The sequence below is a fragment of the Streptomyces sp. NPDC014727 genome (assembly GCF_043083485.1).
Lineage (GTDB): Bacteria > Actinomycetota > Actinomycetes > Streptomycetales > Streptomycetaceae > Streptomyces.
Window position 1 is genome coordinate 187,923 of record NZ_JBIBYR010000007.1, and the last position, 12,534, is coordinate 200,456.

The following is a 12,534-nucleotide window of genomic DNA, read 5'->3' on the forward strand; positions in this document are numbered from 1 at the left end:
GAGGCAGGGATGGGGATCTCTGTGGGGGTCACTCACTACTCGTCCCGCTGGCGCGCGAACCGGGACGCGCGGGTCTCCAGCACGTGAAGGGAGTCGGGGTCGTCGGTCTCCCACTGGTACGCCGTGCCGCCCGACGGTCGACGCAGGACCCAGGTCCGCCCCTGCTTGATGTCGGTCACGATCGCCTGCTGTCCGGTGCCGTCCCGTACGAGATCGCCGATCTCCGCACCTACACGGCTCATTGGACGCTTCCGGGGATGAGCTGCCCCCACGATGTCCAGCCGGCCGCTGCCTCGAAGAGGATCCGGCGACGGCCGTGCTGGCCGGGTGTGTGGCGGGAGGGGCAGTTCGTCGCCTCGGCCAGGAACCCGCCACGGTCGCGGATGAGGACGCCGAGCGCGGCGAACTGGGCGGCGTCGTCGGCGACGTGCGTGGCTCCGGCGACGACGATGCCGCGGACCAGGCCGGACGACAGAGCCCCCGTGATGGCGGACCAGCCCAACCGGGTGTCCAGGGGCACGGCGGGGTCGTCGTCGGACCAGACACCGGCGACGTGCCAGTGGCGGGCGTCGGAGTAGTGGCGAGCGCGACGTTCGGCCTCGCGTACTGCAGGGGGCTCGGCAGCGCAGGAGTAGACGGCGACGGGAACGTGTCCGAGGCCGCCGGACGAAGAGTTCGGCATGCCACAAGCGTGCTGGGACGGCCCTTTGGCCAACAGGCACGGGCCGTTGCTAGAGCGGAAGTTGGGGATCGGTCGGGCTGTCACACCCCGTACCGGTAGAGCCCGTAAGCGGGGTTCGGACTGCCACGGAGCGTGGCAGTCGGCAAACTACTGACCGCCGAACTACCACGGGTCGTGCTGGTGGGTGGTCAGCGCACGCCCAAAGGGACGCCGGCTGCGTGCGCGAGCCCGCGAAGTCGGCCCACGGACACACCTGCCAGCCGTGAGATGATCACGCCGGGCAGCATCTGGTGCTGAATCCAACCCGGCGCCATCGAGCAGACCTCCTCCAGGGTGTCAGCAGCCCGGTCCCACCGGCGGCACTCCACATGGGTCAGGGCGACGTCGAGCCCGTAGCGGGCTCGGGTCGCGAGCGGGACCGTCTCGTCCAGTCGGACGGTGTCCATGAGCCGCAGCGCCCCCGCCGTATCGCCCAAGGCAACGGCGATGCTCATGGCCTGGGTGGCGGCGTACAGCGGACCGTACGGTTGGGCATGGCCGCCGCGCGCGTACTCGCTGCCGAGGCGGGCGCCGACAGCGTGGGCCTGGGACAGGTACTCGCGTGCGGTGTCGGCGGAATCCCCTCCCCGCGATGCGGCTACGGCTGCATTGGTGACGAGCTGCCCGTACACCGACAGGCGGTCGGGGTCGTGCTCGGACATCCTGGGCTCGATCCGCTCCGCTCGGGCGGCGGCGAGCGCGAAGCCCTGCGCCGTACGCCCGTCACGGAGGTTCACCCACGCCGTCGTGGCGGCGAGGTGCGCCTCACGGAGGTCGTCCCCGGCCTGGACCGCGATCTGACGCCCGTAGGTGAGGGCGGCGTAGGCGAGGTCCCGCGAACCCCAGACGTTCGCGGCCATGCCCGCAGTCTGGAAGACGTCGGCCAGCAGCCCGGCCGCGGCTTCTCTCTCGTCGGTGCCGGCGGCGTCGTACCGGGCGCGGGCCTCCGGCAGCAGGGCCGCCAGCAGAGTGCCGAGTTCTGTGTACCGGCCGGCCCAGTAGGCGGTGTCCGCGTGCTGGACGACGGCACGCAGTTCCGCGACGGTGCCCGGCTCGGTGTCGGCGGGAATGCCGATCGCGGCGTCGTGCGTGGCAGCCGAGAGGGTTCGCAGGGCCGCCCGCTCGTCACGATCCATCGAGCGGCGAGGTGCCTGCTGCCCGAGGAGTACGGCGATGTCGGTGCCGAGCGTGGAAGCGATGGCCAGCAGGGAGGGAAGAGAAGCGGTGCCGCCACGCTCCAGCTTCCGCACGACACCGACCGATACCTCGGCGGCCTCCGCCAGCTGCTCTTGCGTCATCCCACTGCGGAGGGTCTTGAGGCGTTCAGCGGTGGTGTATTCCGACCATTGCATGGCAGCAACTCCCCGGGCCGATCAAGCCAGGCTTGGACCGTACCCACTCCACCACAGGTGCGTGCACCCTTTGAATGACGGCGAGTTGGCGGGCTGGCTGGAAAACGCCTACACGGGAAGGACTGCGTTCACCCCGAGGAGGTCCTCCAGCTCGTCGACCGTCTCGTTCTCCGTTGTCGCGAGGACGGTGGTGATGCCGAGCGCCTCGGCGGGCGGGAGGTTGACCGGGTGGTCGTCGACGAAGAAGCAGGCCGGCCCCGGCAGGCCGAGGCGGTCCAGGGTGAGCTGGTAGATCGCCGGGTCGGGCTTTGCGAGACCGACCACTTCCGAGACCACGTGGACGTCGAACAGGTCCCAAATGCCCGCGTGCGCGTATGGGTTGAACGGCTCCAGTCCGAAGCTGTTCGACAGGAGCGCCAGCCGGTATCCGGCATCCTTGGCGGCGCGGGCGAGCGCCGCCATGCGTCGGGCCGACGGTACGTTCGCCCAGGCGCGTCCCATCAGGTTCTCCGGGGCAACGTGCGCGCCGAGTAGGGCGGCAGTCCCCTCGTTCCACTCGGCCTGGCCGATTCGGCCGATTTCCAGGGCGGTGTACAGCCGCCGCCCCTCGGGATGGTCGTTGAGCGTCGCCCGCCATGCTTCCGCGAGGAGCCCTTCGGACTCGCACCAGGCGCGGTGCACGGGGCGGGGGTCCCCGGTCAGTACCCCGGCGAAGTCCAGGATGAGCCCCCGCGGGGCGTCGTGGTGGGCAGTGTCCGTGGGCTGCGGCATGCTGCGGGGTTCCTCTCCGTCGACCTCAACGATGACGCTACCGCGAGGTGTTCCGCTCCTTCAGCACCGTGCGTTTTGCTGACTCTGCCGACGACGCTGCGCAGGGCGGCCTGGGGCGGGCAAGGCCGGGGGCCTGGGGCGCTGCTCCAGCAGCCAGTCGCCTTCGACAGTGACCCAGCCGACGACGGCCCTTGCCGTCGAACCCAGTTGCCCCAGGCCAGCAGAGTCGCCCGGCCGTACTTCGGAACTGCTGGCCCCTGACCACGACACCCCTGATCTCCCTGGGGGCCAGCCTTCTTGGCCTCGCCCCCCAGGAGTGAGGGCGGGCAACGAAACGAACATTGGTATGGCGGAGACCGGGCCGGAACCGCAGAATCGATGTCCGTCGGCCCGCGCACTGCACACAGTGCATCTCTGAGAAAGGCACAACAGATCTTGGCCGGGACAGACCCCCAGACGGACGAAGGGGCCCCCTCTCCTTCTCCTTCGCCTACGACCACGGAACGACTCGTGCATAGAGTGCGCACGCCACTGGTTGCCGCCCTCGGGGTTGTGCTGTCGGTGGTGGCCGCCTTCGCTTCTTGGGCATTCCTGAAGGCCAACGGCCCGTCCTACGACAACCTCGAGAAGCGTGCTTGGCTTGATACCGCCACCACGACCGCTGCCGTCCTCCTGGGAATATCCGGGGTGATCTTGTCGGTGTTATGGGCAGCGAGCCGCTCCTTCGCCAGCGAGGCAGAGAACGCACGTCGCCGTGTAGAAGACCCCGACCTTCCCCACGTCCACATCTATGGCAATGAGTCGCGGGTTTACATCCAGCCCGGAGCATCGCGCTCAGGAGCCAAGGACGGCAGTACCGCACCGCTCCTGGGGCCGGACGCGCAAGCGTCGATGCTGACCCAGATCTACTCCCACGGCCTTGCACAAGCCAAGGTCAGCTTCTTCGTCAGCATTGTTTTCGGCATGGTCGGTTCAGCGGTCCTTTTGACTGGGGTCGGGCTGGCAATCGTGCACGCCGACAGCAACGGCAGCCGATACGCAGCGATCGTGACGCAGACCGCTGGAGCAGTCATCGATCTTCTGGCAGGAGTCTTCTTCCTGCAGTCCAATCGCACGCGTCGAGACATGGGAGCGCAAGGCGTGATGCTCCGCGATGACGGTCGGTTTGACCGCAGGCTGAAAGCTGCTGGCGTCCTATCCGACAACATCAGCGAAGAACCCCTTCGCAACCAGGTGCGGGCCCAGATGGCTCTGCAACTTGTTGGTGGTCAATTAGATGCGTCAGCGGTGGCCGATAGCCCGGATGAAGCCGATGGCGTGGACACCGAGTCCTCACCAATGGATCAAACGCCTCCGAGCGGGTCCTAACGCCGTCTACGAAGCCGGGCCTCCCGGAATGGGAGGCCCGGCTTCGCGCTGTTGTGGTACCACTCAGCCGCTACTGAGTGACGGTGCGGGAGGCACGCTGTTCTCTTTCTGGGCCTTACGTAAGTGTGTTCACTCCTCGCGCGGGGTGTACCTGTCGGCGTCCTTCGCAATGGCGACGGCCAATCGGTTGTACTCCATCAGGTCCTCGTGGGTCATGAAGGGGACGAGGGTTTCGTGGTGGGGGACGGCGTACTTGAGCAGGAGTTCGATCAACTCGCGTGCGGCTGCCTCGGCGTCGAATTCCGCGTCGGGGTGTCGACATGGAGGCCGACGGCTTGTAGCTCTACGTCGGTGGCGTCTCGGAGCATGGCCTGTTCCTCCTCGGTGAAGAGGCGTCCGTCGAGGTGGCGATAGACGAGGGAATCAGAGGGCCGGTTGAAGTCCGTATCGAACAGCAGGGCCATGACGTGGAGGCGAGGGGATGCTGCGAGCAAAGGTGTACTCCTCGAAGACGGGGGGCGGGGACCTCTTTGAGAGGTCTGGAGAGTCACCGGTTTGGTGAACCGGGGATCGTCGGCTACGTTCAGCCGTTTTCTTCGGTCAGGGCCGACGGGGCGAGTTGCTCGCTGCCTTGGTCGGCGACTGTGCGGCAGGGATCGCTGATGGGACGCGCAGGTTGTCGCGGGCGGGCGGGTCCTGCGGGGTGGCGGGCAGGTGGGCGCTGCGGCGCAGCCGCCAGACGAGGACGTCGTTGATCGAGGTGGCGGTATCGAGTTCCCGCCCTCGGGCAGCTTCGGTGAGCAGGACGGTCGGGTCGTGGCCGGCCTCCTTTGCGTCGGCGAGGGTGGCGGCCAGGGCTGGCCAGCCGGGCTCGGTGAGGATCTGCTCGGCCAGCGCCGGCAGTGCTTGGCGGACGAGGGCTGCCTGCCGTCGCTGCACCGTGACCGCCAGGCGGAGACCGCGCTGGTGAATCACGGCCAGGGGCTGGACGGCCGCGGCTTGGTAGGCGGCGTGCAGGTGTTCCGCTGCCTGTCGGGCGGCTTCGGCTTGCTGATCGTGGTGGCGGGTGTGGTGCCAGTCCTGCGCTGCGACGACGGCCAGGATGAGGGCGTCGAGGAGGTTCGCGAAGAGAGCTCCGTCCTTGGGGACGGGCTCACGCAAGATTGCTTTGACTGCGCGACGTGTGGCCTGGGCCTGCTGGTGCCGGGCACGGATGTGGGAGCGGCTGGCCCGCTCGAATGCCGCCGCTGCCCGGGCCAGCTGGGGCTTGTAGCTGGCGGGGGCGATGAGGGGGAGTACATCGAGGGCCTCGGCGAGCACGGCTACGTGCGCTTGCCCGGCAGCGTCGTCGGCCTCGTCGAGAACGCTGGGAATCTGGTCGGCCGCGTCGGTGACCTCTTGCCAGGCCGTATGCCGACGGTCGGAGTGCCGGCGCATGGGGGCGGACTTGGTGGGCGTGAGACGTTCGCTGATCTTGGGGTAGGAGAGGTCGGGGCCGAGGGTGGAACCTGAGAACCACACTGGCTCGCCCTTGGCGTTGGTGTCGTCGGAGAGGGCGACTTTGTAGCCACGGATGTCGCCGGAGGGGAAGCGCTGGATGTTCACCAGCACGCCCGCACCGCTGAGAATGGCGAAGAACTCCTCGGTGCCCGTGGCAGCCGCCGCCGCCATGCGGACGGTGGTGCGCAGCGTCACCCGGGGTGTAGCGGTTTGCCTGGCGCGGGCGGTCTTCTCCTGCTCGGCGCGGGTGGGGCGTTTGGCAGCGGTGCGGTCGCCGCGAACGACCTGGCGCAGGCCGTACTCCTTCTCGATTGCGGCACATTCCTTGTCGGCGCGCAGGTAGTCGTTCCAGTTGCGGGGTGAAGTGAGGTCGCCGCGGACCTTGGTGGCAACGATGTGGATGTGGTCGTCGGCGTGGCGAACCGCGACCCAGCGACAGGCGTCGGGGTCGCCGGAGGGGGCGATGCCGGTGGCGTTCAGGATCCGGCGGGCGCAAGCCGCCCACTGCTCGTCGGTGAGGACTGGGTCCTCGGGCGCCGTTCGCGCCGAGCAGTGCCACACATACTTGTCGGGTGCGCGGTCCCCGGCTTGCTTTACGCGCAGGTCGAGGACGGTGGCGAGCTGCGTGAGGGTGGCGGTCGCGTCGCGGCCGGGATCGGGAGCGAAGCCGTCCCACGAAGCGACCAGGTGAGGGTCGGTGTGTTCGTTGGCGCGCCCGGGCCCGTACAGGTAGCGCAGGACGCCTTGGGTGTTGGCGCCGGCCTTGCCGATCTTCGTGATCAATCAGGCCGCCGCCTTCGATGTGGCGGCGTTGTCCGACGCCACATCGATCGATGTGGCGGTGTCACGGGCCAGGCCGAGGATGCGTTGGGCTTCAGCGAGGATGACAGTGTCCCCAGGGTGTGGACGGCCGCCGGAATTCAGTTTGCGGGCGATCTGATTGACATTGGTACCGATTCTGGCGACCTCGGTGCGCAGGGCAGCGAGCTCGTCGATCAAGTCGTCGTGGGAGGTCCGCCGCCCAGGTAGCGCGAGGTCGCCGTTCAGATGCGCCACGACGAGAGCACCGACGAAGTGCGCGCCGGCCAGGCTCAGGCGGCGGGCTTCGGCGAGGATCGCTTGCTTCTCGGCGATGCTGTAGCGGACGTCGACGCGCTCCTTGCGCTGCACTTTCTTGCGTGCGCGGCGGCGGGAGACCTGGTACAGCGCGGCCTCGTCGGCGGCGCGTACGACGATGGGCGGGCCGGCGATGGCGGCACCGGCAGCCTCCTGCCCCGGTGCGCCCTCGCGCCGGGAGTCTGCCTCAGCCACCCCCGGGGCGGAGGCTGCGTTGGACCGGCCATTGGACGGTCCAACGCCATACCTTGCTCCGCCTGGTGCCCGGGTGGAGGTCAGTTGCTGCCGGGGCGATGCGAGTTCGTTGGCGGGGTCGTGCATGTGGGCTCCTGCGAGTGGTGGGTGAGGGTGAGGCCGCCCCTCCCGTACTGATTCGCGGGAGGGGCGGGTGGGGGTGGCGTGACTGTGAGGCTCAGTCGGTGCCAGGCGTGGTCTCGTCGAGTTCGGCCTGCAGCAGGTTCTTGACCTCGTCCAGGCGGGCGCGGGACATGCCGAATCCCTTGTCCCGGATCGCCCTCTCGACGCTGCGGCGTGAAATGCGGCCGCCTCGTCCGAGGGGAGCCGTACGGCCGATGTCGATGGCCTGCTCCAGGGAGATGCTCGGCGGAGTTCCTCCCAGCTCGAAGGGCTGTTGCGGAGGCTTTGCCCCGTAGTTGGTGCGGGTGGCGGGTGGCTCAGCCGGGTTGCTGGCTTCGGTTTGCGCGGCGTTTTTGCCGTCGGTGGCGTTGTGGCCGTTGCCGTGGCGCTCTGTGGCCGTGGGACGTCGTGCGATGAGGAGGTAGAAGTGGACGGCGCCTGCCAGGGCGAGTGGGGCGATGGCGGAGATGGCCCCGACGGTGAGGTCGTCGAGGGCGAGCCCGTTGTGGCGGGCTTGCTGGTTGAGGCGGATGGCGTGCAGGACGTTGGCCCAGATGCTTGTGGCGGTGGCGATGCCGACCAGCGCCGAGACGTAGAGCCGGGCGGACAGAGGCGCGGTCCGCAGGACGAGCAGAGCGCCGATTCCGATGGCGATGAACCCGTCGATGACGAGTGGGAAGGCGTAAGTGAGCGCCGGGTGGATGTGGCTGGCAGCGGCCATCTGACGCAAGGCGTCGTAGGAGAGCGCGAAGGCTGCGACGGCCAGCAGGGCCACACCCGTGCGGATCGCTGCGGCCAAGGGCACCGGGGCAGCGGACGGTACTGCGGCGAGAGCGGGAGAAGGCAAAGGGGAGTGCTCCAGGAGTGCGGACGTGGGCTTGTGCGGCCCGGTGGTGGGTGGGGAGAGACCCGTCGCGACTCGTCGCATGCCTGGTCAGGGCAGGTACGGGTGCGGCGGCGGCATCGAGTCGACTCGTCACCGGAACTCGACCCGTCACCGCGCTGACCTGCGCGGAGACGAGTCGTGACGGGTCGTGCCGGGTCAGCCCCCGGTCGTGGCTTCCGGTACGGACTCGGGGCAGTAGCGTGCCCAGGAGTCGGCGAAATGCAGGAAGGCATAGCCGCGGGCCTGGACGTTGCCGTGGAAGCGGCGGGGAGCGGAGCTGATGCCGTACTCCTTGAGCAAGATCTGCAGGCCCCGCGGGGTCAGACCGTTGGTGGTGTACTCCGGCCAGGGGGTCTCGGCGTCCTGATTGAGGATGTCGAGGAGTCGGCTGGTGCGGAGCGCCGGCGGGTTGCCCTCGGTGGTGAAGGCGCGGCGGATGTCGGCCAGGAGGCGGACGCTCAGGCTGCTGCGGTCCTGGTCCTGCTCGGCCTCGTGTTTGGCCATGACCCGGCAGGCGGTGCGGGCGAGGTCGGGCCACGTCCCGCTGGCGAGATCGGCGACGGATACCAGCGGCTGCCAGGTGTCGGCCACGCGGTCCTGCACCGGCATGGCCGGTGTCAGCTCCATCGCATCGGCGTGGAGCGGGGCCAGCCAGGCGACGAGCCGGTCGCGCAGCGCGTGGAGGGGCGGGGTGTCGCGGTAGGTGCGAAATTCCTCCACCGCCTCGCCCGGCCTGCGGCGGCGCATCCGGATGACGATCGACCGGTCCATGATCGTGTCCGGTAGGTCGCCGATGCCGGCGAGGGCCGCCATGGCGAACGTGGGGAACTTCGCGACCTCGTGGTTGGGTCCGGAAACCCGCAGGGTGAGGCGGTTGCGCTGGTGCCCCGCGTTGAGCAGGCCACGCATCTCCTCGTTCTTCTCCGCGACCTTCGCGGAGCCGAAGAGAGTGTCGGCCTCGTCGACCAGCAGGGTGGGCGGCGTGGCGGTGATTGACCGGAACACTGCAGCGGCCGAGGCGTTGACCGTGATCAGCGGATCGTGAACGCTTTCGGTGATCACGTCCAGCAGCCGAGACTTGCCGCACCGCTTCGCCGGCCCGACCACAGCCAGTCGCGGAGCGTGCTGCCATGCCGTCTGCAGATGAGTCGCCGCCACCCACAACGTCACTGCCGTGAACGCTTCCTCGCTCGGCAGTACGACGTAACGGCGGATCTGCTCCCGCAGCTCCGTCAGCACCTGCTCCCCCTCGGATACCGAGGCAGCCTCGGAGACCGTTGCGGGCGGCTCTCCCGGTGAAGCAGGGCGGCCCGTCGACTGGCCGGGTATGGCGACCGGCGGCCGGGAGGGCTTGTCAGGGGTGGAATAGGGCTCGGTTCCCGCGTGTTCCACGGGGCAGCTCCTCGTCTGGCGGTGGCGGGCTTGCCTGCCCTTGCCGCCGGGTTGGTTCTTCCAGGGCCGTTCGGGGCTGCTCGGGCCTCCGGCGTTGCCTCGCCGGAGGCCCCCTTCGTACCCCGAGGGAACACGGACCGTACGGCCACTCCTGCCAACAGTCCAGCGATTCTGTGTCAGCTCAACGCAGAACGCTTTGTTACGCTGCCGTCCCTTCATGCCGCCAGCCCGAGCAGATTCAGCAGATCTGCGGTCACGACGCGGTAGGCGTTGCCGAGCCGAAGGACCTTGCACGGGTACGCGCCCCGCTTCGCCAGCTCATACCCCTTGCTCCGACTAAGCCCCAGGGCTCGGTTGCTCGTTTCCAGGTCAACGGCTACCGGCAAGGCCAACAGATCCTCTCGGCTCATCCCCTTGGGCTGCCCCCTGTGGTGTTTTCGCGCATGCGGCATTCCTTTCGGTACAGCCCTCGGCGAACGCGGTCATCACGTCCGGCCCCAGGCGTCTACCAATCAGCATCCTCAAGCTAATGTGTCTGCATGACACAACGTGGTTTGGATGATGAAGAGGATGACTTCCCAGAGTGGGTGGACCGGGTCCAGGCGAACGTGGCCGGTGAGGTCCGCCGGAGAAGGAAGGAGATGGGGTGGAGCGCGCAGGATCTGGCCGACCGGTGCGAGGAGCTCGGGCACCCCATTCCGCGCAACGTGATTGCCAACATGGAGTCAGGCCGCCGGGCCGGTCTCCCGCTGGTGGACGTCATCGTCTTGGCCGCCGCGTTGGAGACGTATCCGGCCTGCCTGATCTTCCCGGTCGGTTACGTCGACCGGACGCAGGAACTCCCCTTCCAGGGCCTCGTGCCGACATGGGACGCCCTGCGGCGCTTCACCGGCGAAGAGGAAGTGCCCGGTTACGGCCCGGGCCTCGTGCCCGACTTCGAAGCCCACACCAGCCTCGTGCGCACTGCCCTCGCCGCACTTGACGAGGAAGAGCAGGCACGGTTCACGGCGAAGACGGCAACGAGCCGCGCCCAGCAGGAAGAAGCCGAACGCAAGCAGAGCGCGTACGCCGACCAGGCCATCTCCGCGAAGTACAAGCTCCGCTACCTCCGTCGAGACCTCCTCGACGACGGAGCCATCCCGCCCGACCTTCCACCCGCACTCCACGACGTCGACCCGCCCGAATGGGCCCCCGATACCACCACGGAGGAACGCCCTTGAAGGGATCCACCCACCGCCGCTGCTACTGCCGCGACGCCGAGACCGGTAAGCCGCTCGGCAAGAAGTGCCCCAAGCTCACCAGCCGCAAGCATGGCTCCTACTCCATACGCCAGGAGCTGCCACCCCGAGCCGATGGAATCCGCCGATCCTTCAGCCGTGCCGGCTACGAGAGCCTCAAAGCCGCCCAAGCCGACCTCGACCACATACGCGCCCTTCTCGGCCTTGCCGACGCCGACGACTCCGAAGGTCTGGATCAGATCGCCGAGTTGCTGGAGAAAGTGGCAGACGAGAAGGCTCCGCTGCCGGACATCGAGTCGACCCGACGGCGCCTGAGCCACGGCCTGGACCTCACCAGCCGCCTCACGGTCGGCGAGTGGCTGGATATCTGGCTGGCGGGCAAGAAGGGGCGGCAGAGTGCAATCAGCCGCGACGAGAGCAATATTCGCGTCCACCTTCAGCCGCGCATCGGGCACGTACGGCTCGACCGCCTTCGGGTCACTCACCTCTCGGAGATGTTCGAGGCCATAGCCGAGGCCAACGTCGAGATCGCCGAGGGGAACGCCGCACGACGCAAGGCGTTCGAGGATCTCGCACAGATTGCTTGGAAGGGGCGCGAGCCCCGCGCCCGCCGTAAGGCGATGAAAGCGGCCATCGCCGAGATGGATCCCTACCGCCGCATTGTCGGTCCGGCGACGCGGCAACGTGTTCGCTCCACGCTGCGGGCGGCGCTGAACGCTGCGATCGCCCAGCAGCTGATCACCTTCAACCCGGCCTCCCACGTCGAGTTGGAGGCCGGCAGGCGCCCCAAGGCGCTTGTGTGGACCGAGGAGCGCATCCTCCATTGGGAGCGCACCGGCGAGAAGCCGTCGCCGGTGATGGTCTGGACGCCTGAACACACCGGCCTCTTCCTCGACCATGTAGCCGAGGACCGGCTGTACGCGCTGTTCCACCTGGTCGCCTTCCGTGGGCTGCGGCGAGGCGAGGCATGCGGTCAGAGGTGGACCGACACGCACCTGGACGCTGGGCTCCTCACAGTCGCCAAGCAACTCGTGGTGAACGGTTGGGAGGTGTACGAGGACGATCCGAAGACGGACGCCGGAGCGCGCACCATCGCCCTCGACTCCGACACGGTCCAGGCCCTCAAGCGCCACCGGACCCAGCAGGACAAGGACCGCAAGGAGTGGGAGAGCGCCTGGGTGGAGACCGGAAGGGTCTTCACCCGCGAGAACGGAGAGCTGCTCCACCCCGCTAACGTCACACGGCGGTTCATCGAGCTGCACGAGGAACTCGGGCTACCGCCGATCCGGCTCCACGACCTCCGTCACGGTGCCGCCACCCTGGCTCACGCGGCCGGTGCCGGCCTGAAGGACATCCAGGAGATGCTCGGTCACTCCTCGATCACCATCACGTCGGACACGTACACGAGCCTGCTCCCCGAGGCGGACCTGGCGATCGCGGAGGCTGCGGCCCGGCTCGTGCCGCGAGCGCGCGCAACGCCCGAGAACACCATCCCCGAAGCGGGGGTCGAGCCCGACGGCGCGGAGTCTGCCGACGCGGAACCCGTGCCGGATGGTGCTGATCCGTTGGGGAAAATTCGGGAGATCAACTCCCCGTCCGCTCACGCACCGCTCACGCAAACGGCCCCGGACGAGGAGTCCGAGGCCGAGTAGAACCCCTCCCTGGGGGAGAAACCCCAGGTCAGAGTGGTAACGCGTTGTGCCCCCGGCAGGATTCGAACCTGCGACACCCGCTTTAGGAGAGCGGTGCTCTATCCCCTGAGCTACGAAGGCTGGGATCTGTACAAAAATGTGTCTAAAACGGCGCAATGCACTGAGCCGATTCTTGACATGT

General features: G+C 68.3%; 13 protein-coding genes, 1 tRNA gene and 1 pseudogene. 3 read left to right on the forward strand and 12 right to left on the reverse strand.

What is annotated here, in order from left to right:
• Positions 1-35: 35 nt before the first annotated feature.
• From ACF1B9_RS14235 to ACF1B9_RS14250, 4 genes are all read right to left on the reverse strand, one after another.
• A complete protein-coding gene (locus ACF1B9_RS14235; protein ID WP_391742441.1) occupies positions 36-242 on the reverse strand; it encodes a hypothetical protein in 207 nt (68 codons plus the stop codon).
• A complete protein-coding gene (locus ACF1B9_RS14240) occupies positions 239-682 on the reverse strand; it encodes a hypothetical protein (RefSeq protein ID WP_391742439.1) in 444 nt (147 codons plus the stop codon). Before ACF1B9_RS14240 ends, ACF1B9_RS14235 begins: the two co-directional genes overlap by 4 nt.
• Before the next feature lie 188 nt (positions 683-870).
• Complete coding sequence (locus ACF1B9_RS14245) at positions 871-2,073, reverse strand: helix-turn-helix domain-containing protein (protein ID WP_391742438.1); 1,203 nt, start codon at positions 2,071-2,073, stop codon at positions 871-873.
• 108 nt (positions 2,074-2,181) lie between these two features.
• On the reverse strand, positions 2,182-2,844 hold the full coding sequence (locus tag ACF1B9_RS14250; RefSeq protein WP_391742436.1) for an HAD-IA family hydrolase: 663 nt from the start codon (positions 2,842-2,844) through the stop codon (positions 2,182-2,184).
• 519 nt (positions 2,845-3,363) lie between these two features.
• On the opposite strand from ACF1B9_RS14250, the gene ACF1B9_RS14255 reads away from it, so the two are divergent.
• Positions 3,364-4,212 (forward strand): hypothetical protein, encoded by an 849-nt coding sequence (locus ACF1B9_RS14255; protein WP_391742435.1) that lies wholly within the window; start codon positions 3,364-3,366, stop codon positions 4,210-4,212.
• A gap of 129 nt (positions 4,213-4,341) precedes the next feature.
• Here ACF1B9_RS14255 and ACF1B9_RS14260 read toward each other — a convergent pair whose 3' ends face one another.
• The 7 genes and pseudogenes from ACF1B9_RS14260 to ACF1B9_RS14290 all read right to left on the reverse strand — a co-directional run bounded on the left by ACF1B9_RS14260 (position 4,342) and on the right by ACF1B9_RS14290 (position 9,908).
• On the reverse strand, positions 4,342-4,485 hold the full coding sequence (locus ACF1B9_RS14260; protein WP_391742434.1) for a hypothetical protein: 144 nt from the start codon (positions 4,483-4,485) through the stop codon (positions 4,342-4,344).
• Positions 4,482-4,706 (reverse strand): hypothetical protein, encoded by a 225-nt coding sequence (locus tag ACF1B9_RS14265; protein ID WP_391742432.1) that lies wholly within the window; start codon positions 4,704-4,706, stop codon positions 4,482-4,484. Before ACF1B9_RS14265 ends, ACF1B9_RS14260 begins: the two co-directional genes overlap by 4 nt.
• A 106-nt stretch (positions 4,707-4,812) precedes the next feature.
• Positions 4,813-6,495 (reverse strand): relaxase/mobilization nuclease domain-containing protein, encoded by a 1,683-nt coding sequence (locus ACF1B9_RS14270; protein ID WP_391742431.1) that lies wholly within the window; start codon positions 6,493-6,495, stop codon positions 4,813-4,815.
• On the reverse strand, positions 6,496-7,023 hold the full coding sequence (mobC, locus tag ACF1B9_RS14275) for a plasmid mobilization relaxosome protein MobC (protein WP_391742430.1): 528 nt from the start codon (positions 7,021-7,023) through the stop codon (positions 6,496-6,498).
• Between the two features lie 217 nt (positions 7,024-7,240).
• Positions 7,241-8,032 (reverse strand): DUF2637 domain-containing protein, encoded by a 792-nt coding sequence (locus ACF1B9_RS14280; RefSeq protein WP_391742657.1) that lies wholly within the window; start codon positions 8,030-8,032, stop codon positions 7,241-7,243.
• Between the two features lie 195 nt (positions 8,033-8,227).
• Complete coding sequence (locus ACF1B9_RS14285; protein ID WP_391742429.1) at positions 8,228-9,463, reverse strand: DUF3631 domain-containing protein; 1,236 nt, start codon at positions 9,461-9,463, stop codon at positions 8,228-8,230.
• Positions 9,464-9,678: 215 nt separating this feature from the next.
• A pseudogene (locus ACF1B9_RS14290) lies at positions 9,679-9,908 on the reverse strand (hypothetical protein).
• A 109-nt stretch (positions 9,909-10,017) separates the two neighbouring features.
• Between ACF1B9_RS14290 and ACF1B9_RS14295 the strand changes: the two are divergent.
• Together ACF1B9_RS14295 and xerC are read left to right on the forward strand one after the other, a co-directional pair.
• Positions 10,018-10,683: a helix-turn-helix domain-containing protein gene (locus tag ACF1B9_RS14295; RefSeq protein WP_391742427.1), complete on the forward strand. Its 666-nt coding sequence runs from the start codon at positions 10,018-10,020 to the stop codon at positions 10,681-10,683.
• Entirely contained in the window at positions 10,680-12,353 is a 1,674-nt protein-coding gene (gene xerC / locus ACF1B9_RS14300) for a tyrosine recombinase XerC (protein ID WP_391742426.1), read from the forward strand. The genes ACF1B9_RS14295 and xerC overlap by 4 nt, the downstream gene beginning before the upstream one ends.
• Before the next feature lie 47 nt (positions 12,354-12,400).
• Here the strand turns inward: xerC and ACF1B9_RS14305 are convergent.
• Positions 12,401-12,473: transfer RNA gene (locus ACF1B9_RS14305), tRNA-Arg, on the reverse strand.
• Positions 12,474-12,534: the final 61 nt, after the last annotated feature.